The sequence below is a fragment of the Acidovorax sp. GW821-FHT09A11 genome, from assembly GCF_059418365.1.
Map to the genome: position 1 here is coordinate 57,083 of NZ_JBWKPS010000014.1, position 21,440 is coordinate 78,522.

The 21,440-nt window shown below is 68.1% G+C and carries 22 protein-coding genes and 1 pseudogene; 8 read left to right on the forward strand and 15 right to left on the reverse strand.

Annotation, left to right across the window (positions count from 1 at the left end; genetic code table 11):
* Positions 1–277: 277 nt before the first annotated feature.
* Entirely contained in the window at positions 278–2,365 is a 2,088-nt protein-coding gene (gene tkt / locus AC07PV_RS23500; RefSeq protein ID WP_369643647.1) for a transketolase, read from the forward strand.
* Positions 2,366–2,457: 92 nt separating this feature from the next.
* Positions 2,458–3,456: a type I glyceraldehyde-3-phosphate dehydrogenase gene (gene gap, locus AC07PV_RS23505; protein ID WP_218297892.1), complete on the forward strand. Its 999-nt coding sequence runs from the start codon at positions 2,458–2,460 to the stop codon at positions 3,454–3,456.
* Between the two features lie 122 nt (positions 3,457–3,578).
* On the opposite strand, the pseudogene AC07PV_RS23510 reads toward gap, so the two are convergent.
* A pseudogene (locus AC07PV_RS23510) lies at positions 3,579–4,731 on the reverse strand (mechanosensitive ion channel family protein).
* 443 nt (positions 4,732–5,174) lie between these two features.
* On the opposite strand from AC07PV_RS23510, the gene AC07PV_RS23515 reads away from it, so the two are divergent.
* Both AC07PV_RS23515 and AC07PV_RS23520 read left to right on the forward strand, forming a co-directional pair.
* A complete protein-coding gene (locus AC07PV_RS23515) occupies positions 5,175–5,552 on the forward strand; it encodes a DUF4398 domain-containing protein (RefSeq protein WP_218341771.1) in 378 nt (125 codons plus the stop codon).
* Positions 5,553–5,620: 68 nt separating this feature from the next.
* The gene (locus AC07PV_RS23520; RefSeq protein WP_494631468.1) at positions 5,621–6,541 is read left to right on the forward strand and encodes an OmpA family protein; all 921 of its coding nucleotides are present in this window, start codon (positions 5,621–5,623) and stop codon (positions 6,539–6,541) included.
* Between the two features lie 234 nt (positions 6,542–6,775).
* Here AC07PV_RS23520 and AC07PV_RS23525 read toward each other — a convergent pair whose 3' ends face one another.
* From AC07PV_RS23525 to AC07PV_RS23540, 4 genes are all read right to left on the reverse strand, one after another.
* Positions 6,776–7,546, reverse strand: a complete 771-nt coding sequence (locus tag AC07PV_RS23525) for an immunity protein Imm33 domain-containing protein (protein WP_494631469.1) — start codon at positions 7,544–7,546, stop codon at positions 6,776–6,778.
* An 82-nt stretch (positions 7,547–7,628) separates the two neighbouring features.
* Positions 7,629–8,648: an aldo/keto reductase gene (locus AC07PV_RS23530; RefSeq protein WP_218341769.1), complete on the reverse strand. Its 1,020-nt coding sequence runs from the start codon at positions 8,646–8,648 to the stop codon at positions 7,629–7,631.
* A gap of 56 nt (positions 8,649–8,704) precedes the next feature.
* Complete coding sequence (locus AC07PV_RS23535; RefSeq protein ID WP_369643652.1) at positions 8,705–9,091, reverse strand: iron chaperone; 387 nt, start codon at positions 9,089–9,091, stop codon at positions 8,705–8,707.
* A gap of 16 nt (positions 9,092–9,107) precedes the next feature.
* The gene (locus AC07PV_RS23540) at positions 9,108–9,719 is read right to left on the reverse strand and encodes a YdeI/OmpD-associated family protein (protein ID WP_492245250.1); all 612 of its coding nucleotides are present in this window, start codon (positions 9,717–9,719) and stop codon (positions 9,108–9,110) included.
* Positions 9,720–9,872: 153 nt separating this feature from the next.
* On the opposite strand from AC07PV_RS23540, the gene AC07PV_RS23545 reads away from it, so the two are divergent.
* Positions 9,873–10,301, forward strand: a complete 429-nt coding sequence (locus AC07PV_RS23545) for a hypothetical protein (protein ID WP_218297901.1) — start codon at positions 9,873–9,875, stop codon at positions 10,299–10,301.
* 36 nt (positions 10,302–10,337) lie between these two features.
* Here AC07PV_RS23545 and AC07PV_RS23550 read toward each other — a convergent pair whose 3' ends face one another.
* A complete protein-coding gene (locus AC07PV_RS23550; RefSeq protein WP_494631470.1) occupies positions 10,338–11,342 on the reverse strand; it encodes a GNAT family N-acetyltransferase in 1,005 nt (334 codons plus the stop codon).
* A 143-nt stretch (positions 11,343–11,485) separates the two neighbouring features.
* Between AC07PV_RS23550 and AC07PV_RS23555 the strand changes: the two genes are divergently transcribed.
* Positions 11,486–11,740 (forward strand): ParD-like family protein, encoded by a 255-nt coding sequence (locus tag AC07PV_RS23555; protein ID WP_218382245.1) that lies wholly within the window; start codon positions 11,486–11,488, stop codon positions 11,738–11,740.
* Positions 11,740–12,531, forward strand: a complete 792-nt coding sequence (gene map / locus AC07PV_RS23560; RefSeq protein WP_492245247.1) for a type I methionyl aminopeptidase — start codon at positions 11,740–11,742, stop codon at positions 12,529–12,531. Before AC07PV_RS23555 ends, map begins: the two co-directional genes overlap by 1 nt.
* A gap of 130 nt (positions 12,532–12,661) precedes the next feature.
* Here the strand turns inward: map and AC07PV_RS23565 are convergent, their stop codons facing one another.
* The 8 genes from AC07PV_RS23565 to AC07PV_RS23600 form a co-directional block, all read right to left on the reverse strand.
* Positions 12,662–13,621 carry a Gfo/Idh/MocA family oxidoreductase gene (locus tag AC07PV_RS23565; RefSeq protein ID WP_369643658.1) on the reverse strand — a complete coding sequence of 320 codons (960 nt, stop codon included), beginning with the start codon at positions 13,619–13,621 and terminating at the stop codon, positions 12,662–12,664.
* A gap of 1 nt (position 13,622) precedes the next feature.
* Positions 13,623–14,489 carry a class III extradiol dioxygenase subunit beta gene (locus AC07PV_RS23570; RefSeq protein ID WP_494631471.1) on the reverse strand — a complete coding sequence of 289 codons (867 nt, stop codon included), beginning with the start codon at positions 14,487–14,489 and terminating at the stop codon, positions 13,623–13,625.
* Between the two features lie 2 nt (positions 14,490–14,491).
* On the reverse strand, positions 14,492–14,932 hold the full coding sequence (gene ligA / locus AC07PV_RS23575; protein ID WP_218297906.1) for a protocatechuate 4,5-dioxygenase subunit alpha: 441 nt from the start codon (positions 14,930–14,932) through the stop codon (positions 14,492–14,494).
* Between the two features lie 4 nt (positions 14,933–14,936).
* Positions 14,937–15,860, reverse strand: a complete 924-nt coding sequence (locus AC07PV_RS23580) for an amidohydrolase family protein (protein WP_494631472.1) — start codon at positions 15,858–15,860, stop codon at positions 14,937–14,939.
* Between the two features lie 27 nt (positions 15,861–15,887).
* On the reverse strand, positions 15,888–16,889 hold the full coding sequence (locus AC07PV_RS23585) for a Bug family tripartite tricarboxylate transporter substrate binding protein (RefSeq protein WP_494631473.1): 1,002 nt from the start codon (positions 16,887–16,889) through the stop codon (positions 15,888–15,890).
* 92 nt (positions 16,890–16,981) lie between these two features.
* Positions 16,982–17,665, reverse strand: a complete 684-nt coding sequence (ligK, locus tag AC07PV_RS23590) for a 4-carboxy-4-hydroxy-2-oxoadipate aldolase/oxaloacetate decarboxylase (protein WP_218297909.1) — start codon at positions 17,663–17,665, stop codon at positions 16,982–16,984.
* Position 17,666: 1 nt separating this feature from the next.
* Complete coding sequence (locus tag AC07PV_RS23595) at positions 17,667–18,701, reverse strand: amidohydrolase family protein (protein WP_494631474.1); 1,035 nt, start codon at positions 18,699–18,701, stop codon at positions 17,667–17,669.
* Positions 18,702–18,759: 58 nt separating this feature from the next.
* Positions 18,760–19,449 carry a substrate-binding domain-containing protein gene (locus AC07PV_RS23600; RefSeq protein WP_494631476.1) on the reverse strand — a complete coding sequence of 230 codons (690 nt, stop codon included), beginning with the start codon at positions 19,447–19,449 and terminating at the stop codon, positions 18,760–18,762.
* A 160-nt stretch (positions 19,450–19,609) separates the two neighbouring features.
* On the opposite strand from AC07PV_RS23600, the gene AC07PV_RS23605 reads away from it, so the two are divergent.
* Entirely contained in the window at positions 19,610–20,530 is a 921-nt protein-coding gene (locus AC07PV_RS23605) for a LysR substrate-binding domain-containing protein (RefSeq protein ID WP_218297912.1), read from the forward strand.
* Here AC07PV_RS23605 and AC07PV_RS23610 read toward each other — a convergent pair.
* A complete protein-coding gene (locus AC07PV_RS23610) occupies positions 20,523–21,440 on the reverse strand; it encodes a DUF1932 domain-containing protein (protein WP_494631481.1) in 918 nt (305 codons plus the stop codon). The two genes, AC07PV_RS23605 and AC07PV_RS23610, sit on opposite strands and share 8 nt — an antisense overlap.

A 21,440-nucleotide genomic window follows, 5' to 3' on the forward strand; every position in this document is an offset into this window, starting at 1 on the left:
TAGACAAGCACTGGCGCCCTGTTTGATTCAAAATTGAAGGTCCGGCAGGCCGCGGTGCGACGGCCGCGCAATGCGCCCGCCTCCGAGACTCGGAACGGCCGATCACTGAGCGCAGATGTGCCGCGGGCTGCGCGCGGGCCGTGCGCCTTCCGCCGGGGCAAAAGCCGCCAGCGCGGGGGACCGCGCTCCGGGCTCCAGGCCGCCGGTGGAGGGGCGGGGGCGCCGCCCCGGTAAAATGCCGGGTTTCCCCTGAACCTCCCACCCTGAACCCTCCCCCATGGCCAACACCCAGCAATCCCAACAGATGGCAAATGCGATCCGCGCATTGGCCATGGACGCCGTTCAACAAGCCAACTCCGGCCACCCCGGCGCCCCGATGGGCATGGCCGACATGGCCGTGGCGCTGTGGAGCCGCCACCTCAAGCACAACCCCACGAATCCCCAGTGGTTCGACCGCGACCGCTTCGTGCTCTCCAACGGCCACGGCTCGATGCTGCTGTACGCGCTGCTGCACCTCACCGGCTACGACCTGCCCATTGGCGAACTCAAGAACTTCCGCCAGCTGCACAGCAAGACGCCAGGACACCCCGAAGTGGGCTACACCGCTGGCGTGGAAACCACCACCGGCCCGCTGGGCCAGGGCATCACCAATGCCGTGGGCTTCGCGCTGGCCGAAAAGCTGCTGGCCTCCGAGTTCAACCGCGAAGGCCACGCGGTGGTGGACCACAACACCTACGTGTTCCTGGGCGACGGCTGCCTGATGGAAGGCATCAGCCACGAGGCCGTGTCGCTGGCTGGCGCCTGGAAGCTCAACAAGCTGATCGCGCTGTATGACGACAACGGCATCAGCATCGACGGCCAGGTCGCCCCCTGGTTCGCCGACAACACCCCCCTGCGCTTCGTGGCCAGCGGCTGGAACGTGATCGGCCCCATCGACGGCCACGACGCCGACAAGGTGGCCGCCGCCATCGTGGAAGCCAAGAAGCAGACCGAGCGCCCCACCCTCATCGTGTGCAAGACGCACATCGGCAAGGGCAGCCCGAACCGCGCCAACACCGCCAAGGCCCACGGCGAGCCGCTGGGCGCGGAAGAAATCAAGCTCACGCGCGAAGCCCTGGGCTGGACCAGCGAGCCCTTCGTGGTCCCGGACGACGTGTACGCCGGCTGGGATGCCAAGGCCAACGGCCAGGCTGCAGAGGCCGCGTGGAACGAGCGCTTTGCCGCCTACAGCGCCGCCTTCCCCGAGCTGGCCGCCGAACTCACGCGCCGCATGGAGGGCAACCTGCCCGCCAACTTCGCGCAAGTGGCCGTGGACGCCGTGGTGGCGGCCCACACCAAGGGCGAGACCGTGGCCAGCCGCAAGGCCAGCCAGCTGGCGCTGGAAGCCTTCACCGCCGCGCTGCCCGAACTGCTGGGTGGCAGCGCCGACCTGACGGGCTCCAACCTCACCAACACCAAGAGCACCCCCAACCTGCGTTTTGACATGCAGGGCCACGTGGTACAGACCACGCTGGAAAACGGCCAGAAGATCGGCGGGCGCCACATCAACTACGGCGTGCGCGAGTTCGGCATGGCCGCGATCATGAACGGCATCGCGCTGCACGGCGGCTTCATTCCCTACGGCGGCACCTTCCTCACGTTCAGCGACTACAGTCGCAACGCCATCCGCATGGCCGCGCTGATGAAGCAGCGCGTGATCCACGTGTTCACGCACGACTCCATCGGCCTCGGCGAAGACGGCCCCACCCACCAGTCCATCGAGCACGCCGCCAGCCTGCGTTTGATCCCCAACCTGGATGTGTGGCGCCCCGGTGACACGGCCGAAACCGCCGTGGCCTGGAGCGTGGCCCTGTCCAACAAGGACAAGCCCACCGCGCTGCTGCTGTCGCGCCAGAACCTGCCCTACGCGCCCAAGCGCGACCTGGGCGACATCTCGCGCGGCGCCTACGTGCTCTCCGAACCCGCGGATGTCGGCATCAAGAAGAAGGCCGTGGCCGTGATCATCGCCACCGGCTCCGAAGTGCAGCTGGCGCTCAAGGCCCAGCGCCTGCTGGCCGACAAGAAGATCGCCGTGCGCGTGGTCTCCATGCCCAGCACGACCACGTTCGACCGCGAAGACGCCAAGTACAAGGGCAGCGTGCTGCCCGCCGGCGTGCCCCGCGTGGCCGTGGAGATGGGCGTGACCGACGGCTGGTGGAAGTACGGCTGCGCCGCCGTGGTGGGCATCGACACCTACGGCGAATCGGCCCCGGCGCCCGTGCTGTTCAAGCACTTCGGCTTCACCGAAGAGAACGTGGCCGACGCGGTGCTGGTCGCCATCGGCGCCGCACGGCTCAAGCCCGCCAAGAAGGCCAAGGCCCGCTGAGACTCCTCCCCGCCCGCTGCGTGCCCACTGCTGCAGCGGGCGCGCCCCGGCAGATTCCTGATTTCGACTTTGCAACCTTGGAGAGACACCCTATGACGATCAAGATTGGTATCAACGGCTTTGGCCGCATCGGCCGCAACGTGCTGCGCTCGGCCATCCAGAACTTCAGCGACATCGAAGTCGTGGGCATCAACGACCTGCTGGAGCCGGAATACCTCGCGTACATGCTGCAGTACGACTCGGTGCACGGTCGCTTCAAGGGCGAAGTCTCGGTGGACGGCAACACCCTGGTCGTCAATGGCAAGAAGATCCGCCTGACGCAAGAGCGCGACCCCGCCAACCTCAAGTGGAACGAAGTCGGCGCCGACGTGGTGATCGAATCCACCGGCCTGTTCCTGGACAAGGTCACCGCGCAAAAGCACATCGATGCCGGAGCCAGGAAGGTCATCCTGTCGGCCCCGTCCAAGGACGACACGCCCATGTTCGTGTTCGGCGTGAACCACGACACCTACGCCGGCCAGGCCATCGTGTCCAACGCTTCTTGCACCACCAACTGCCTGGCCCCCGTGGCCAAGGTGCTCAACGACAAGTGGGGCATCAAGCGCGGCCTGATGACCACGGTGCACGCCGCCACCGCCACGCAAAAGACCGTGGACGGCCCGTCCAACAAGGACTGGCGCGGCGGCCGCGGCATCCTGGAAAACATCATCCCCTCGAGCACCGGCGCCGCCAAGGCCGTGGGCGTGGTGATCCCGGCGCTGAACAAGAAGCTGACCGGCATGTCCTTCCGCGTGCCCACCAGCGACGTGTCGGTGGTCGACCTGACGGTGGAGCTGGACAAGGCTGCCACCTATGAGGAAATCAAGGCCGAGATGAAGGCCCAGTCCGAAGGCGCGCTCAAGGGCGTGCTGGGCTACACCGAGGACAAGGTGGTGGCCACCGACTTCCGTGGCGACACCCGCACGTCCATCTTCGACGCCGACGCCGGCATCGCGCTGGACGGCACCTTCGTGAAGGTCGTGAGCTGGTACGACAACGAATGGGGCTACTCGAACAAGTGCCTGGAGATGGTGCGCGTTGTTTCCAAGTAAGCGTTACCCTTGAGAATGAAGAAGCATTAGAAGCAACTACCCTGTTCAAGCCGGCCGCCTGCAAAGGCTGCCGGCTTTTTTTTGCCCCCCGCCCGCCCCGCGGTGCGCGGCAGGCCACCGCCTCAACGCGCGGCCACGGACGCGGCGGCGGCCGCCGCAGCAGCAGCACCAGCCAGCGGCGCCGGGCCCTGGGACTGCGCAGGCGCGCTGGCGATGTGCACCGTGCTGGTGGGAAAGGCAAACTCCACCCCCATGGCCTTGAACTCGCGCATGAGACCCAGGTTGATGGACTGCTGCAGGTCCATGTAGAGGTTGAACGCCGGGTCCTGGACGATGTAGACCACCTCGTAGTCCAGCGAACTCGCGCCAAACGCCTTGAAGTGCGCGCGGTCGAAGCGCAGCTCCGGATGGGCGTCGATGAGCTTGCGCACCACGCCCGGGATCGCCTCGGCCTGCTCGGGCGTGGTGTTGTACGACACACCGAAGCCGAACACGATGCGCCGCTTCTCCAGCATGCGGTAGTTGCTGATGGTCTGCTTGAGCAGGTCGGTGTTGGACATCACGATCTGCTCGCCCTGCAGGCTGCGGATGCGCGTGGTCTTCAGCCCGATCACCTGCACCGTGCCCGAGACGCTGCCGACCACGATGAAATCGCCCACCTCGAAGGGCTTGTCCACCGCGATCGCGAGCGAGGCGAACAGGTCGCCCAGGATGTTCTGCACCGCCAGCGCCACGGCGATGCCCCCCCACCCCCAGGCTGGCGATGAAGGCCGTGATGTTCACGCCCACGTTGGACAGGATGGCCAGCAGCACCACGCTCCACAGCAGCGTGCGCAGCCCCCAGGACAACAGCGTGGCGGAGGCGCTGACCTGGGTCATGCCCGTGGACGAATGGCGTTCCACATACCGCCGCACGCCCATGCCGATGGCCCGCATGCCCCACAGGCCCATCTGCAGCGCAAGGGCGACAAACCACAGCTGGCTGAGCCGGCTTTCCCAGCGGCCCGGCAGCTCCAGCAGGCTCGCGCCCACCAGCAGGGCCACGACCACCATGAGCAGGCGGCTCGTGCCCTCCAGCACCTCCACCACGGTGTGCGCCGCCGCGCTGCCGGACTGCGTGGCCCACACCCTGGCACGGCCCGTGAGCAGATGCAGCACCAGCAGGATGCCCACATAGGTCGTGGCGGCGGCGGCCAGCGCCACCATCAGGCTCCACAGCGGAACGCCCACGAAGGTCGTCTCGCGGATCCAGGTTGAGAAGGTCGATGGCGGCATGGTTGTTTCTCCTTGGTGGGGCGGCGCGCGCGGCACGCGCGCCGGGCTGCGGCGCGTGGCCCGCTTGCAGGCCTGCGTGGGCGGCCGCCGATGGCCGATGGCAGTGGCGCGCGGTGGACTGATTGATCGACAGCCATCGCCGCGCAGAGTTCCCGCACCCTTGCTCGGCAAGGCCGCCAGCACCTGAGCGAAGGACGGGTGAAGCGGTGGACGACGCCCGGCACAGGCCCGGCCACGCCCCACGCAAATTGCAAGCGTTCGTAAGACATGGCCCACAGGAATACAGAGGCAGTGCCTACGCGGGCGGCGGGCCGCGCGGCGAACAATGCATTCATCAAAAAGCTGGCATGCATTGCCTGGCGCCGCGCCCCCTGCCCAGTGAGGCGCGCAACGCGCCGGGGCATGCCCACCAACAATCCACCCGCTCAGGAGGTCTCCACACCATGCACCCATCCACCCCCCTCCGTCTCACGGCCGCAGCCCTCGCGCTGGGCGCCCTGGCAGCGTGCTCGTCCACGCCCCCGCCCACTGAACAGATGGCCGTCACCCGCACCACGGTGAACCGCGTGGCGGCGGCGCCGGCGACGGCCACCAGCGCCCCCGTGGACCTGCAGCGTGCGCAGGAAAAACTCATCCTCGCCGAGAAGGCCATGGCCCAGCAGGACTACAAGAACGCCCGGCGCCTGGCGGCCGAGGCCGAGGTCGACGCCCGCGTGGCCGAGACCCGTGCCGACGCGGCACGCAATGCGACCAACCTTGCCCAGGTCCAGGACAGCATCCGCGCGCTGCAGGAAGAAATCAACCGCCGGTCCCCCCGCTGAGGGCCGAGCGCTCCTGACCACGCCGCCCGCACCGCGGGCCGCTCTTGACCTTTGAAGGACACCACACCATGCACCGATTGATCCAACGTACCACCGCCCTGTGCACCAGCCTCGTCGCCGTGGGGCTGCTCGCGGCCTGTGCCAGCACCGCGCCGTTCCCGGCCCTGGAGCAGGCCCGCTCCGCCGTGAGCGCCGTCGTCGGCGACCTCATCGTGAACCAGTACGCCCCCGTGGAACTGAAGGAAGCGACCGACGCTCTGGCCCGCGCCGACCGCGAATGGGCCGACGACCACGACGAATCGGAAACCAACCACCTGGCCTACATCGCACGCCAGCGCGCCGAGATCGCCACGAACGCGGCACGCTCGCGCCAGCTGGACGCCAGCATCCAGCAAGCCAGCGGCGACGCCGACCGCATCCGCCTGCAGGCGCGCACCCAGGAGGCCGACCAGGCCCGCCTGCGCGCCCAGCAGGCCCAGGCCCAGGCCCTGAACGCCGAGCAGCGCGCCGCCCAGCAGCAGGCCAATGCCAGCGTCGCGATGGCCCAGGCCAGCGCCGCACAGGACCGCGTGCGCGCACTGGAAGCCCAGCTGCGCGACATGGAAGCCCAGCAGACCGAGCGCGGGCTGCTCGTGACGCTGGGCGACGTGCTGTTTGCCTTCAACAAGGCGGAGCTGTCGGCCCAGGCCGGCCCCCGCCTGGACAAGCTGGCCAGCTTCCTCAAGCAGTTCCCGGACCGCAAGCTGCTCATCGAGGGCTACACCGACAGCGTGGGCTCCGACGGCTACAACCAGGACCTGTCGGACCGCCGCGCCCAGTCCGTGCGCGACGCACTGGTGCAGCGCGGCGTGGACAGCAGCCGCATCACCGCGCGCGGCTACGGCAAGGCCCACCCCGTGGCCGACAACGCATCGCCGGAAGGCCGCGCCATGAACCGCCGCGTGGAGATCGTGATCGCCGACGACAAGGGCACCCTGCGCGGCCGTTGAGCCCCTGGGGCGCCCGATCCCTCGGCGGACAGGCCGGGGGACGGCAAGGTCACCAGATCCCGCCAGCGTGCCGAACGAACAAGCCCTGGAGCATCACTGCTCCAGGGCTTTTTCCTTTCAGGAAGCGCAGCCTTTGAACGTGGGCGCGAGCGGAGGTCTGCGAGGTGTTTGTGACCGCGGAATGCCGCAGCCCGCCTGGTGAGATGGGCGAGAGCCCTCGTGCCTGTGCCTGGCTTAGCCTGCCGAGGACCGACCGGCCGAAACGGCGCTCTGCCGCGCCTTGTTCAATTCGCTCAGGTACGAGCCCGGAATCTGCTGCACCTCCTGCACGGGTCCGAGCACGCTGATGCGCGCGCCGTCCACGGCCACCTGCAATCCCGCCGGCACCGCAAGGAACTGGATCAGGTCCGGGCGGTGCACGCCCAGCTGGTACAGGGAGGTCTTCATGAAGCGTGCCGGATCCTCAAGGCGTGCCTCGTCGTCCAGGTCCGAGAGCCACCAGCCGGAATCCGCCGCGTTGACGGGGTCGTTCCGGGTCAGCAGGATTCGACGGGCTTCCTGGTAGTTCACGTGCACGACGGCGCTTTGGCGAAGCGACGGAAAGTCCGGCGCGATGGACGGGGAGAGGCTCTCCACAACGTCTTTCTGGTTGCGCAGCTGCATGAGCGTGTTGTCGACCGAATCGACGAACCTCACGGGCACCACCTGCATGTCGGGCTCCAGCACCCGCAGGAATCCTGCGGGCCCCTCTTCCAGCATCGTGAACATCCAGCCGACCTGCAGGCTCTCGCCACCGCGGAACTTCTCGCCCCGGGCGACCCGTTGCTCGAAGAACTGCAGCAGGAAGGAGATGTCCTCCACCGGCACCGCGCTGTTCGACACCCGGATCTGGAACTCGGGATGGCCGTACAGCTTGCACCGGGAAGTGGCGTGCACGGATGGCGTGTCCGGCCGCGCCGGTGCAGGCTTGCTGCCGAATGTCGAGAGGATGGAGCGCAGAGACATTTTTTCAGGTGCGGCTGGGCGGCCCAGGGCGGCCGGGCGTCGTCCGTGGCGCCCGCCAGGCAGTCCGGGGCCGCAGGACGACTTACACCGCGTGGCTTTCGAACGTCTCGGTGTCCACCTCGCTCGCGCTCTGCGCGCTGTAGCGCGGGCCCACCACGGTGCGCTCGTTGATCAGTGCATCCAGCCGCGCGAGCACCGTGGCATCGAGCCGCACACCGGCCGCGCCCACATCGTCCCGCAGGTGCTCCACGCTGGTCGTCCCGGGGATGGGAATGATGTGCCCGCCCTGGTGCAGCAGCCAGGCCAGCGCCAGCTGCGCCGGCGTGCAGCCCACTTCGCGCGCGATGGCCTGGTAGCCGTCCAGCAGCTGCAGGTTGGCGGCGTAGGCATCGGGGGCGAAGCGGGGCATGGCGCGGCGGATGTCCTTGGGGTCGAGGGCGGAGACGTCCCTGAGTTCGCCGCACAGAAAGCCCCGCGCCACGGGGCTGAAGGCCACGAAGGCCGCGCCCAGGTCGCGGCAGGCGTCGAGCACGGCGATCTCGGGGTTGCGTGTCCACAGCGAATACTCGGTCTGCACCGCCGCGACGGGGTGCACCGCGTGCGCGCGGCGCAGGGTGGCGGCCGACACTTCGGACAGGCCGATGCTGCGGATCTTGCCCGCGCGCACCAGGTCGGCCAATGCGCCCACGCTGTCCTCGATGGGCACCTTCTTGTCCCAGCGGTGCAGGTAGTACAGGTCGATCACGTCGGTCTGCAGGCGGCGCAGGCTGTCCTCGCAGGTCTGGCGCAGCGTGGCGGGGCGGCCGTCGATCACGCGCACCAGCTTGCCGTCGCCGTTCACGTCCACGCCCTGCATGCCGCATTTGCTGGCCAGGGTGAAGCGGCTGCGTTGGCTTTTCATCACGCGGCCCACCAGCGTTTCGTTGGCGCCGAAGCCGTACAGCGTGGCGGTGTCGAACAGCGTCACGCCCGCATCGAGCGCGGCCAGCAGCACGCGCTCGCCCTGCTCGGCCGACACGGGCGCGCCGTAGGCGTGCGAAAGGTTCATGCAGCCCAGGCCGATGGCCGAGACGGAGAAAGGTCCAAGGTTTCTTTGTTGCATGGCGCAAGCTTACGGCATGCATGCACCCCGCGCCGCACGGCCGCTACGCGGCGTGCTCACTCCCAGAAGCTGCCCGTGGTGCGCGCGCGCACGCGCTGCACGCTGTACCGCGCGATCTGTTCGATCAGCTCTGCCGGCAGCGGCTGGTCGTAGGGCAGCACGATGGTGCCCTTGGTCGTCCTGACGGCCTGCAGCGCCTGCCCGAAATGCGCGAGCGCCGCAGCGGGCGGCGCAAAGCTCGCATGCGCCTTGTGCGCCGAAAAGGCGTACACGAAGCGCGGCTCGATGAAGAACGGCGTGTTCCACTTGATGGCTTCCTCGGCCTGCGGCGCGGCGCGCTTCAGGATGGCGTACAGCGCATGCAGCAGCGGCTGGCCCGCCTTGGGGGCGGCCGCGATGTAGTCCGCGATGGTGGTGGGTTGGGAGGGCGCGGGCGGGGCCATGGTGGGCGAGGTCCTTTCAGGCCGAAGGTGCAGCAGCATCGCCCGCGCGGGGGCGCCGGGTCCACAGGTCGATCCGCTCGCCGGCCACCGAGGCCGCCAGCAGCTGCGCAAACCGCGCCGCGCGGGTTTCAGGCCGCTTGGCCGACGTCACCCAGTGCAGCATGGACTTGCGGTAGCCCGCGGGGGCGGCCTCGAAGAACTGCCATGCCTTCTTGTGGCGTTTGAACTCGCGCAACTGCGCGGCGGGCAGCTCGGCCACTGCGGCCTGTTCGTGCGAGTAGATCGCGGACTTGTCGGCCTTGCGGTGGCTGAAGGCCGCCAGGCCCGCGGGCGTCATGCGGCCGGCGGCCTGCAGCTGCTCCATCTTGGCGATGTTCACCGCGCTCCAGACGGACGATGGCTTGCGCGGCGTGAAGCGGATGGAATAGGTGTGCTCGTCGATGCGCCGGCGCACGCCGTCGATCCAGCCAAAACACAGCGCCTCGTCCACCGACTCGGACCAGGTCATGCACGGGCGGCCCGAGCCGACCTTGTGGAAGCCCACGAGCAGTTCGGGCGCGTGTGCCGCATGGGCTTGCAGCCACTGGCGGAAGGCAGCGGAGGTGGCAAAGAAGGCAGGCGGGGTCATGGGGTGCCATTGTTGCCAACATCCGCGCGCACGGATAGCCGGCCATGGCGCGCCGGCCACGGGGGCCGCGGTGGTTTGCTGCGCCGGGTCGGCGCGATACATTACGCGAAGCCGCGCGCACCGCAGCGGCCCATCCCGCCCAGGAGAAGCGCCATGCCTTCCGCCATCTACGCAGCCTTCTTCTTCACTGTCGCCATGCTCGTCACCACCGCCTACTTCCTGCTGGGCGGCCTGCCGCTGCTGATCCTCCAGCACGACGAGCCGCTCGACGCGCGGTTCGTGCGCGGTTTCTTCAATGTCTACTACAAGGCTGCATTTTGGGTGGCCCTGTGCGCGTCGGCCAGCTACGCGCTGTGGGGACAGTGGGCCTATGCCGCTGGCGCGGCGGCCATGGCAGCGGTTTCCACGGCCTTGCGCAAGCGCCTGGTGCCCGCCATGCAGCAACTGGGCAGCCAGATAGAAGCCAGGAACGGCGGGGCGGTGCAGCGGTTCCGCCGGGTGCATGCCACCGCGCTGCTCGTCAATCTTGCCCAGCTGGTGGTGCTTGTCTGGGGGCTCATCGCGCTGTCCCGGTCCCTGTGACAGCCCGCGCCTGCCGGCCGCGTGGTGCCGGTGGCGTCAGGCCCCGCGGCCGGGGGTGCCCAGCACCAGCGGCTTGCGGAACACGCAGTTGCGCTGTTCCACAACGAAGCCGCAGTCCGTATAGACGCGCAGCGCGCCGCTCGCATTCTCACTGTCCACCCCCAGCCCGGACTCCTGCATGCCTGCATCGGCCTGGGCGCGCAGGCTGCGCGCAATCAGGGCCCGCGCCAGGCCGCGGCGCCGCCAGCGCTCGCCCACGCTGATGAATTCCGTCCATCCGCGCTGGCGGCCATTGCCCGCGTTCCATGTGGTGTCGATGTAGGTGCGCACCTGGCCCGCCACCTCGTTCATCCGCACGTCCCAGGCCACCTGCCACAGGTGCGGCTGGAAGACCGGGCTGGCCAGCCAGCGCTGGTAGTCCGCCTCGTCGGGCGGTGCATAGCCCCAGTGCGCATGGAAAGCGCGGGCATGCGCATCCCAGATGGCGCGGTAGTGGCCGGGCTGCACCGCACGCACTTCCAGGCCGGCAGGCAGCGCAAAGTCGGCAATGGCCTGCAGCGTGGGGCGGCCCATGGTGAAGAAATAGCGCTCGGGCCGGTAGCCCGCTTTTTCCAGCAGCGCCGCACGTGCGGTTTCGCCCCCCGTGACGAAGGCGTGGTGCGCATGCGGGCCGGCCTGGCCCAGGGCCGCCGCCATCTCGCGCTGGCGCGCCTCCAGCCACGCGTGCAGCCGTGCGCCGATGCCCTGCCGGCGCCACTGCGGCGCAACGACCGCAAACTGCCCGTAGAGCTGCAGCCCATCGGCCTGCGCCCAATGCCAGGCACGCACATAGCCAGCGATCTCATCGCCCGCCTGCGCGATCCACACGTCCTGCTGCGGCACGCACTGGGTGAACGCGGCGTAGTCCCGCGCCACGTCCTCCACGGTGCGAAAGAACCGGGTCTGGTCGGCGGCAAAGCTGGCGTTCGCACAGGCGACCATGGCCGGAAAATCCGAGGCCCCGGCAAAAGCCCGGAATGTCACGTGCTGCGGTGGTTGCATCGGGATGGGCTCCTGGGGCGGTGTGTCCGGGGTGTGAGGGCATGGCAAGCCTGGCATTGTGGCCAGCGCACCCTGTGCGCCACCTTAAGACGCCGCCACACGTTTTATATATAATTCATATACGTTTTGTATAGAGATCATCCATGGGTATCGTCAAGATTTCAGACCAGATGCACGAAAATCTGCGTGTCGCAGGCACCGCGCTGAGCCGCTCCATCAACGCGCAGGCCGAGCACTGGATGCGGGTGGGCATGCTGACCGAGATGCACCCCGAGCTCGACCACCGCGAGATCTGCCAGCTGCTGGTGCGGGCCGAAATGGCGGGCGGCCTGGACATCGCCATGGCGGTGGACGGCCTGCCGGCCAAACCCCGCGCCGTGGCCAACGGGAAGCACTGATGGCGCGCGGCGTTCCCATCAAGTCGGCGGACGAGCTGGCCCTGTCGCGGCGCGCCGCGCAACTGGCCGCCGAGGTGCTGCACATGATCGAGCCCCACGTGGTGCCCGGCGTGAGCACCGAGGAACTGGACCGCATCTGCCACGACCACATCGTGAACGTGCAGGGCGCGGTGCCGGCCAACGTGGGCTACCTGGGGTACCCCAAGACCATCCTCACCTCGGTCAACCAGGTGGTCTGCCACGGCATTCCGTCGCACGACAAGATCCTGAAGAAGGGCGACATCGTCAACATCGACGTGGCGGTGATCAAGGACGGCTGGTACGGCGACACCAGCCGCATGTACTTCGTCGGTGCGCCCAGCACGCTCGCCCGGCGCCTGGTGGAAACAACGTACGAAGCCCTGTGCGCGGGCATCCGGCAGGTGCGGCCCGGCGCCACGCTGGGCGACGTCGGCCACGCAATCCAGACGGTGGCGCAGCGCGAGCGCTTCAGCGTGGTGCGCGAGTACTGCGGGCACGGCATCGGGCAGGTCTACCACGACGTGCCCAACGTGCTGCACTACGGCCAGCGCGGCACCGGGCTCACGCTGGAGGCCGGCATGGTCTTCACCATCGAGCCCATGCTCAACGCGGGCGGCCGCGAGACCAGGGAGCTGGCGGACGGATGGACCGTGGTGACCAAGGACCGCTCGCTGTCCGCGCAGTGGGAGCACATGGTGGCGGTGACGCCCGACGGATACGAGGTGCTCACGGCCTGGCCGGGCGGCACGGGCAGCTACGCGCCGATCTGACCGCCGGCTTCAGCCAGGGGCACTGCGTGTGCAGGACGCCCGGGCAAGAAAAAAAGCAGCTATCGATTCGATAGCTGCCCGCGCGCTCCTGATGAGCGCAGGGGGCCTATCCAGCCCCATAAACCCAACTTCAGCCCGCGTTGAGCTGCTGCTCCAGGTCGTGCAGCACCTCGTAGCAGGCGAGCACGCGGCCCACGCTGGAGTTGGGCTCGCGGCCTTCGCGGATGGCGGCGAAGAACTCGCGGTCCTGCAGCTCGATGCCGTTCATCGACACGTCGACATGGCTCACGTCGATCTTCTCGTCCTTGCCGTTGTACAGGTCGTCGTAGCGCGCCAGGTAGGTGGCGGTGTCGCCGATGTAGCGGAAGTACGTGCCCAGCGGGCCGTCGTTGTTGAAGCTCAAGCTCAGCGTGCAGATGGCGCCATTGGCGGCCTTGAGCTGGATGCTCATGTCCATTGCGATGCCCAGCACCGGGTGGATCGGGCCCTGGATGGCGTTGGCCTTCACGATGGGGCTGCCCGCCTGGTACGCGAACAGGTCCACGGTGTGGGCGGCGTGGTGCCACAGCAGGTGGTCCGTCCAGCTGCGCGCCTGGCCCAGCGCGTTGGTGTTGGTGCGGCGAAAGAAGTAGGTCTGCACATCCATCTGCTGGATGTTGAACTCGCCGGCCTGGATCTTCCGGTGCACGTACTGGTGGCTGGGGTTGAAGCGGCGCGTGTGGCCGCACATGGCCACCAGGCCTTTTTCCTTTTGCGCGGCGACGACCTGCTGCGCGCCCTTCAGGCTGTCGGCCAGCGGGATCTCCACCTGCACGTGCTTGCCGGCCTTCAGGCATGCGATGCTCTGCTCGGCGTGCATCTGCGTGGGCGTGCACAGGATCACCGCGTCCACCTCGGGCAGGGCCAGGCTATCGGCCAGGTCGGTGGTGACATGGCCGATGCCGTACTTGGCGGCGACTTCCTTCGTCTTGTCGAGGTCGCGGCTGATCAGCGAAACGACTTCCACGCCGTCGATGTTCTGAATGCCGTCCAGGTGCTTGATGCCGAAGGCACCCGCGCCCGCAAGCGCTACTTTGATGGTCTTGGTCATGTCAGGTGTTCTCCAGGATCAGGTGGCCCACGGCCGTGTTGGATGCGGGCACATGGTAGAAGCGGTGCACCAGCTTCGGGGGCTTGCCGCCGGCCACGTCGGCCATGGCGCCGCGCGCGATGAGCCACATCACGAGTTCGATGCCCTCGCTGCCCGCCTCGCGCACGTAGTCGATGTGCGGGATGCTGGCGGCGGCCTCGGGGTCGCTGATGAGCTTGTCGAGGAAGGCGTTGTCGAAGTCCTTGTTGATCAGGCCCGCGCGCGGGCCCTGCAGCTGGTGGCTCATGCCGCCCGTGCCCCAGATGTGCACGTTGAGGTCTTCGTCGTAGCTCTCCACGGCCTTGCGGATCGCCTGGCCCAGGTTGTAGCAGCGCCGCCCACTTGGCACGGGGTACTGCACCACGTTGACCGCGAACGGGATCACCGGGCAGGGCCAGGCTCCGTCCACCGGATCCTGCGGGCCGCACATGAGCGACAGCGGCACCGTGAGGCCGTGGTCCACGTCCATGCGGTTGACGATGGTGAGGTCGAAATCCTGCTGGATGACCGACTGCGCTATGTGCGAGGCCAGGTCCGGGTGGCCGATGACCTTGGGCACGGGGCGCGGGCCCCAGCCCTCGTCGGCGGGCTGGTACTCGGCGGCGGTGCCGATGGCGAAGGTGGGGATCATCTCCAGGCTGAAGGCCGTGGCATGGTCGTTGTAGACGAGGAAGATGACGTCGGGCTTGTTGTCCTTCATCCACTGCTTGGAGAAGTCATAGCCCGCGAACAGCGGCTTCCAGTAGTCCTCTTGCGTCTTGCCCAGATCGAGCGCGGCGCCGATGGCGGGCACGTGCGAGGTGAAGACGGAGGCGGTGATACGCGCCATGTTCAGTTTCCTTTCTTTCCCGCAGCACCCTGCGGCTGGCGGTGCGCCTGGGCATCGCCGTCTTCGCCGATGACGCGGTTGCCCTGCGCCGATCGGCCGCCACCGACCATCATGGCGCGGTACTCGTCCTCGGTCATTCCGGTCATGGAGCCGGCCATCTGCTGGAAGCTCTTGCCGTCAGTGGCACCGATCTTGGCCAGGAAGTAGATGTTGCCGCCCAGGCGGATGCACCAGTTGAGGTCGCGCGCGAGCACGGCCTGCTTCTGTTCCTCGGTCATCGCCCACTCGTCGAGGTAGGCGCGCTCGTCGGCCTTGAAGCGGGCGCGGTTGTCGGCCTTCATGAGGCTCATGCAGAACTGGTTGAGCCAGTAGCCCTTGCGGCTTTGCTCTGCATCGAAGATGGTCGTGCCGGGCACGTCCAGGTAGGGTTTGTCGAGGGACATGGCGTCAGCCCTTTTCTTCTTCCGGCCAGTACAGCCGCATGGGATTGTCCACCAGCAGTTTTTGCTGCAGCCCGGCCGTGGTGGCGATGTGCGGGATGAAGTCCACCAGCAGGCCGTCGTCGGGCATGTGGTCCTTGAGGTTGGGGTGCGGCCAGTCGGTGCCCCAGAGCACGCGGTCCGGGAACTCCTCGACCACGCGGCGCGCAAAAGGCACCACGTCGCGGTAGGCGGCCTGCTCGCCATCGAGCGCCTTGGGCCCGGCCACGCTCAGGCGCTCGGGGCAGCTGACCTTGCTCCACACATTGGGGTGCTGGCGCATGAATTTCAGGAACAGCTCGAACTCGGGGCCGTCCACGGGCTTGGTCACGTCAGGGCGGCCCATGTGGTCCACCACCACCGTGGTGGGCAGTGCGGTGAAGAAATCCCACAGTTCGGGCAGGTCCACCGCCTCGAAGTAGATCACAACGTGCCAGCCGAGCTTGGCGATGCGCGCCGCGATCTCCATGAGCTCGTCCTTGGGCGTGAAGTCCACCAGGCGCTTGACGAAATTGAAGCGCACGCCGCGCACGCCGGCGTCGTGCATGGCCTGCAGCTCCTCGTCGCTCACCGAGCGGCGCACCGTGGCCACGCCACGCGCCTTGCCGCCCGAGTGCACGAGCGCATCGACCATGGCGCGGTTGTCCGCGCCATGGCAGGTGGCCTGCACCACCACGTTGCGCGCGAAGCCCAGGTGGTCGCGCAGCGCATAGAGCTGCTGCTTGCTGGCGTCGCAGGGCGTGTACTTGCGCTCGGGCGCGTAGGGAAATTCGGCGCCGGGGCCGAACACGTGGCAGTGCGCGTCCACGGCGCCCGCGGGCACCTGAAAACGCGGCTTGCTCGGGACGGCGTACCAGTCGAGCCAGCCAGGGGTCTTGGTGAATTCACTCATGTGCGTGCTCCTTGCGTTTCGCTCCGATCAATCCAGCGACACATTGGCCTTCCTGATCACATCGCCAAAGCGCTGGCTCTCGTCCTTCACGAACTGGGCGAACTGCGCACGCGTGGTGGGGAACTGCTCGTAGCCGAAGGTCTTGAACTTCTCGGCCACGTCGGCCCCCGTCAGGGCCTGCTCGATGTCGCGCTTGATCTTGTCGGTGACGGCCGCGGGCAGGCCGGGCGGCACGGCGATGGCGTTCCAGCCGGTGACGGCGAAGTCCTTGGGGCCACCGGCTTCGGCCACGGTGGGCACGTCGGGGAACTCGGCCGACCGCTGGGGGCCGGCGAACGCCAGCAGGCGCAGCTTGCCCGCGCGGTACAGCGGCCCGGCGGTGGCGGCGCTGCCCAGGGCGAAGTCGATGTCGCCGGTGGCGACCGAGGTGTACAGCTGCGTGGTCTCCTTGAAGATCACGTGCTCCATCTGCGTGCCGGTGGCGCTCTCGAACAGCTCGGAGCCCAGGTGCACGGGGTTGCCCACCGACCAGGAGCCGTAGTTGAGCTTGCCCGGGCGGGCCTTGGCGTCGGCCACGATGTCGCCCACGGTCTTGTACTTGCTGCCCGTGCCCACGGTGAAGAAAAAGTGGGTCTTGAACAGCGGCAGCAGCGTGTCGAAGTCCTTGGCCACGTCGTAGGGCAGCTTCTTGAACAGGCTGGGGTAGGCGGCCAGGTGCACGTTGTCCAGCACGATCAGGTCGTGGCCGTCCTTGGCACCGCGCTTGAAGGCGTCGATGGCGATGAAGCCGTTGCCGCCGGGGCGGTTCTCGACCACCACGGGCTGGCTCCAGATGCGGCCCAGCTTCTCGGCCACGATGCGCGCCACGCCGTCGGGACCACCGCCCACGGGGAAGGGCGTGATGATGCGCACGGGCTTGGTGGGGAAGGCCTGGGCGTGTGCGCCGTGGGATGCGAGGCCCAGGGTGGCGGCCAGGCCCAGGGCCAAGGCAAGACTGCGACGCAGGGGGGAGAAGGTGCGAAAGGTCATGGGATGCAGGAAAAATAGAATGCTATAAATTCAATAGCTTCCAGCGCTTTCCAGTAAAGCGCCAGAGGCCTGAAAGATTCAAAACTGGCGTGTCAGTCGATGTACCTGAGGCCCGCCTTCTCCAGGCCGGGGCGCATGTTGTACATATCCAGGCCCAGCACGCCCGAAGCGAGCTTGGCGCGCTTTTCGCCTTCGAAGCTCTCGCGCTTTTGCGCGGCTTCCAGCGTGGCGGCGGCACGTGCGGCGGGCACGCAGACCACGCCGTCGTCATCGGCCACGATCACGTCGCCCGGCGTGACGAGCGCACCGGCGCACACCACGGGGATGTTCACCGAGCCCAGCGTGGCCTTGATCGTGCCCTTGCTGCTGATGGCGCGGCTCCACACGGGGAAGTTCATCTCCTGCAGCGTCTTCACGTCGCGCACGCCGGCGTCGATGATGAGCGCGCGGGCGCCACGGGCCTGGAAGGACGTGGCCAGCAGGTCGCCGAAGTAGCCATCGGTGCACTCCGAGGTGACGGCCGCCACCACGATGTCGCCGGGCTGGATCTGCTCGGCCGCCACATGCATCATCCAGTTGTCGCCGGGCTGCAGCAGCACGGTCACGGCCGTGCCGCTGACCTGCTGGCCGCCGTAGATGGGCCGCATGTACGGCTTGAGCAGGCCCACGCGGCCCATGGCCTCGTGCACGGTGGCCGAGCCCAAAGCGGCCAGGCCGTCGGCGGCCGCGCGGTCGGCGCGGGTGATGTTGCGGTAGACAACGCCTAGTTCGTACATGTCAGAGCCCCTTTGCCTTCAGGCGTGCATCGAGTCGGGAGAACACGCGGCGCGTGTTGGCTTCGTAGATCTGGTGCTTGTCTTCGGCACTGAGGATCGTGGACGCCTCGATGTAGCGCTTGGTGTCGTCGTAGTAGTTGCCGGTGGTCGGGTCGATGCCGCGCACCGCGCCGATCATTTCGCTGGCAAACAGCACGTTCTTCACCGGGATCACCGTGTTCAGCAGGTCGATGCCGGGCTGGTGGTACACGCAGGTGTCGAAGTACACGTTGTTCATCAGGTGCTCGTCGAGCAGCGGCTTCTTCATCTCCTGCGCCAGGCCCCGGAAACGGCCCCAGTGGTAGGGCACCGCGCCGCCGCCGTGCGGGATCAGGAACTTGAGCGTGGGGAAGTCCTTGAACAGGTCGCCCTGGATCAGCTGCATGAAGGCCGTGGTGTCGGCGTTCAGGTAGTGCGCGCCCGTGGTGTGAAAACACGCGTTGCAGCTGGTGCTCACGTGGATCATGGCGGGCAGGTCGTACTCCACCATCTTTTCGTAGATGGGGTACCAGTGCTTGTCGGTCAGCGGCGGGCTGGTCCAATGGCCGCCCGAGGGGTCGGGGTTCAGGTTGATGCCGACGGCGCCGTATTCCTTGACGCACTTTTCCAGCTCGGGGATGCAGGTGGCGGGATCGACACCAGGGCTTTGCGGCAGCATGGCCACGGGCACGAAGTGGTCGGGGAACAGCGTGGAGACGCGGTAGCACAGCTCGTTGCAGATGGCCGCCCAGGTGCTCGACACGTTGAAGTCGCCGATGTGGTGGGCCATGAAGCTGGCGCGCGGGCTGAACAGCGTGATGTCGCTGCCGCGGTCCTTCATCAGCCTGAGCTGGTTGGTCTCGATGGACTCGCGCAGCTCGTCGTCGCTGATCTTCAGGTCCGCCACCTTGGGCATCTGGGCGGGGTCCTTGATGCCGGCGATCTGCGCGTTGCGCCAGTTCTCCAGCGCCTTGGGGGCCGTGGTGTAGTGGCCGTGGCAGTCGATGATGATGCTCATGGGTTTGTGCTCCTGAAAGATGTTCTTGTCGAAGTGCTTGTGCTGTGGCGCAGGCCGGTCACGCGGGGCTCATGCCCTGCCTATGCTTGGCGTCCGCTGCTTGCGGCGACGCCATGTAGGTCAGCAGTTCGCGCGCGGCATCGGCCTGCTGCGACAACGCGCCGATCCCGGCGGAAAACGTGGTCGTGACCTGGATGGCGGGCGGCAGCGGCCCGACGATGGTGATGCCCTGCACGTGCAGCAGCTCGCTCAATTGCTGAAAACCGAGTTCCACCTCGCCCTTGGCCACCAGCGAGCCCACGGGCACGCCAGGCGGGGCCTGCACCATGCGGCCGGCGATCTCATCAGCGATGCCCCAGCGCTCGAACAGTTTTGCCAGCGCCACGCCGCTCGGGCCGGTGGAATAGCTGATGCTGCGCGCCGCCAGCACGGCCTGGCGCACGGCGTCTTCGGAGCCGATGTCCGGCTGCGGCGCACCGGCGGGCACGGCCACCGCCACGCCCGACTGCACCAGGTCCACCACGCTGCCGGGCACGATGCAGCCCGCGGCCAGCAGCCTGGCGATGGCGTCGGAGGCGAGCACCACCACATCGAAGGCCTCGCCGGCCAGCACGCGCTGGGCGGCGTCCACGCCGCCCACGGCCTCGATGCTGGCGCGGTGACCGGTCGCCTCCTCATAGCCGGAGGTCAGCTCGGCCAGCACCTGGCGGGTGGCCATGGACGAGATTCCGCGAAGGTGTTGGGGCATGGCGGGCGTCGATTGGAAAGGGGACAACAAGGCTGCGGCACAGGCGGCGGTGCCGCTGTGTAGGCCGATTCTGGGTGAAGGCAAGCTATACAAAAAGTAGGCACACCATCTATCAGGTATATCATTTACCGATAGGAAACACTCCCCTCTGTCGACCCCCATGGACCTCAAGCAGCTGGAATACTTTGTGCGCGTGGCCGAGCTGGGCAGCTTCACCCGCGCGGCCGCCGCGCTGGACGTGGCGCAGTCGGCACTGAGCCGCCAGATCCGCCTGCTGGAGGTGGAGCTGCGCCAGAACCTGCTGGTGCGCAACGGCCGGGGTGCCACGCCCACCGAGGCGGGCAAGCTGCTGGTGGAGCACGGGCGCGGCATCCTGCACCAGATGGCGCGGGCGCGCGAAGACATGGACCGCATGCGCGGCGGGCTTTCGGGCCGCGTGGCCATCGGCCTGCCCAACAGCGTGGCGCGGGTGATGACGGTGCCGCTGACCCGCGCGTTCCGCCAGGAGCTGCCCGAGGCGCGCCTGTCCATCAGCGAGGGGCTCTCGGGCGCCATCCTGGAGGGGCTGGTCAGCGGGCGCCTGGACATCGTGGTGCTCTACAACGCCCAGCCCTCGCGCGACATCGACGTGTCGCACCTCATCGACGAAGACCTGGTGCTGGTGCGCGTGCGCCCGCCCGGCCTGGCCGAAGACCCGCCGCCCGGCCCCATCCCGCTGGCCGAGGTGGCGCGGCTGCCGCTGATCATCCCGTCGCGCCCGAACGCCATCCGCATGCATGTGGAATCGGAAATGGCCAGCATCGGCTGCCGCCCCGAGGTGGCGCTGGAGATCGACGGCGTCTCCGCCATCCTGGACCTGGTGGCCGACGGCGCGGGCTGCGCGGTGCTGTCGCGCAATGCGCTGCTCAACTCGCCCCGGCCTTCGGCCTATACCGCCCAGGTCATCGGCACGCCCGGCAAGCCACCGCTGCGCATCGCGCTGTCGCTGGCCACCAGCCTGCAGCGGCCGGCCACGCAGGTGCAAAAGGCGGCGCTGGACCTGATCCAGCGCACCGTGCCGCTGGTTTTCGAGCCTACCTAGAACGGTCCCCCGAGGGGGTTCGGGCCGCAAGCAAGGCATCCGCGTAGTCCTGCCAGCGCGCGCCTTGGGCCACGTCCGCAAACGCGCCCGTGGCGGCCAGGTCGGCCACCCACTGCTGCTTGGCGGCAATGGCCGATGCCATCACGGGCTCCATGCCCGCTTCGCGCACGGTGTGGGCGGACTCGCGCATTTCCTCCGCGCGGCGCTGGCCGTGCTGCGCCACGCGGCTCAGGAAGTACGCGCCCTGCGCGCTCCAGTCGATGCCGGGAAAGGTCTCCTGCAGCGTGGGCAGCACCTGGTCTTCCACACCGTAGTGGCGGGCCGTGGCGTAGCTCTCGGCCACCAGCGCCTCCAGGCCCTTGATCATGATGCTGCGGCACATCTTGATGGCGCTGGCGATGCCCAGTTGCGCGCTCACCGGCTTGGCATCCATGCCCCAGCGGCCCAGCACCTCCGCCAGCGCGGCGGCCTGTGCGCCGCCCAGCAGCATGGGAACGCGGATGCCATAGGGCGGCACCGAGGTCATCACGCCGGCCTCCACGTAGTGCGCGCCGCGCGCATCCACCAGCGCGGCCGCCTGCTGCTTGGTGCCGGGCGATGCGGAATTCAGGTCGAGGAACACCGTGCCCGCGCGCAGGTGCGGCGCGGCCGCTGCGGCCACGGCCAGCGTGCTGGAGGCAGTGACGGCCGAGATGACAAGGTCCGAGCGCCCGCACAGCTCGCGCACCGAGGCCGTGGCCACGGCGCCCGCCCGGTCTGCGTGCGCTCGCTCTGCGGACGCTGTGCGATCGTCCCCGAACTTCAGGTCCCAGGCAGCGATGCTCGCCACGCCCGGCCGGCCCTTGAGGCCCGTGCCGAAAATCTTGCCCACCTCGCCGTAGCCGATGAGGCCGATGTGTTCAATCTGCAG

Bases quoted from the DNA above. Each gene is read 5' to 3' on its own strand.
- AC07PV_RS23570 (WP_494631471.1), bottom strand. From the start codon at position 14,489: ATGGCGCGTATCACCGCCTCCGTCTTCACCTCGCACGTGCCCGCCATC.
- AC07PV_RS23600 (WP_494631476.1), bottom strand. From the start codon at position 19,449: ATGCCCCAACACCTTCGCGGAATCTCGTCCATGGCCACCCGCCAGGTG.
- AC07PV_RS23530 (WP_218341769.1), bottom strand. From the start codon at position 8,648: ATGCAACAAAGAAACCTTGGACCTTTCTCCGTCTCGGCCATCGGCCTG.
- AC07PV_RS23545 (WP_218297901.1), top strand. From the start codon at position 9,873: ATGCCTTCCGCCATCTACGCAGCCTTCTTCTTCACTGTCGCCATGCTC.
- AC07PV_RS23550 (WP_494631470.1), bottom strand. From the start codon at position 11,342: ATGCAACCACCGCAGCACGTGACATTCCGGGCTTTTGCCGGGGCCTCG.
- AC07PV_RS23605 (WP_218297912.1), top strand. From the start codon at position 19,610: ATGGACCTCAAGCAGCTGGAATACTTTGTGCGCGTGGCCGAGCTGGGC.
- AC07PV_RS23520 (WP_494631468.1), top strand. From the start codon at position 5,621: ATGCACCGATTGATCCAACGTACCACCGCCCTGTGCACCAGCCTCGTC.
- AC07PV_RS23515 (WP_218341771.1), top strand. From the start codon at position 5,175: ATGCACCCATCCACCCCCCTCCGTCTCACGGCCGCAGCCCTCGCGCTG.
- AC07PV_RS23565 (WP_369643658.1), bottom strand. From the start codon at position 13,621: ATGACCAAGACCATCAAAGTAGCGCTTGCGGGCGCGGGTGCCTTCGGC.
- AC07PV_RS23525 (WP_494631469.1), bottom strand. From the start codon at position 7,546: ATGTCTCTGCGCTCCATCCTCTCGACATTCGGCAGCAAGCCTGCACCG.
- gap (WP_218297892.1), top strand. From the start codon at position 2,458: ATGACGATCAAGATTGGTATCAACGGCTTTGGCCGCATCGGCCGCAAC.
- AC07PV_RS23555 (WP_218382245.1), top strand. From the start codon at position 11,486: ATGGGTATCGTCAAGATTTCAGACCAGATGCACGAAAATCTGCGTGTC.
- ligK (WP_218297909.1), bottom strand. From the start codon at position 17,665: ATGTACGAACTAGGCGTTGTCTACCGCAACATCACCCGCGCCGACCGC.
- AC07PV_RS23585 (WP_494631473.1), bottom strand. From the start codon at position 16,889: ATGACCTTTCGCACCTTCTCCCCCCTGCGTCGCAGTCTTGCCTTGGCC.
- AC07PV_RS23535 (WP_369643652.1), bottom strand. From the start codon at position 9,091: ATGGCCCCGCCCGCGCCCTCCCAACCCACCACCATCGCGGACTACATC.
- tkt (WP_369643647.1), top strand. From the start codon at position 278: ATGGCCAACACCCAGCAATCCCAACAGATGGCAAATGCGATCCGCGCA.
- ligA (WP_218297906.1), bottom strand. From the start codon at position 14,932: ATGTCCCTCGACAAACCCTACCTGGACGTGCCCGGCACGACCATCTTC.
- AC07PV_RS23540 (WP_492245250.1), bottom strand. From the start codon at position 9,719: ATGACCCCGCCTGCCTTCTTTGCCACCTCCGCTGCCTTCCGCCAGTGG.
- map (WP_492245247.1), top strand. From the start codon at position 11,740: ATGGCGCGCGGCGTTCCCATCAAGTCGGCGGACGAGCTGGCCCTGTCG.
- AC07PV_RS23595 (WP_494631474.1), bottom strand. From the start codon at position 18,701: ATGAGCATCATCATCGACTGCCACGGCCACTACACCACGGCCCCCAAG.
- AC07PV_RS23580 (WP_494631472.1), bottom strand. From the start codon at position 15,860: ATGAGTGAATTCACCAAGACCCCTGGCTGGCTCGACTGGTACGCCGTC.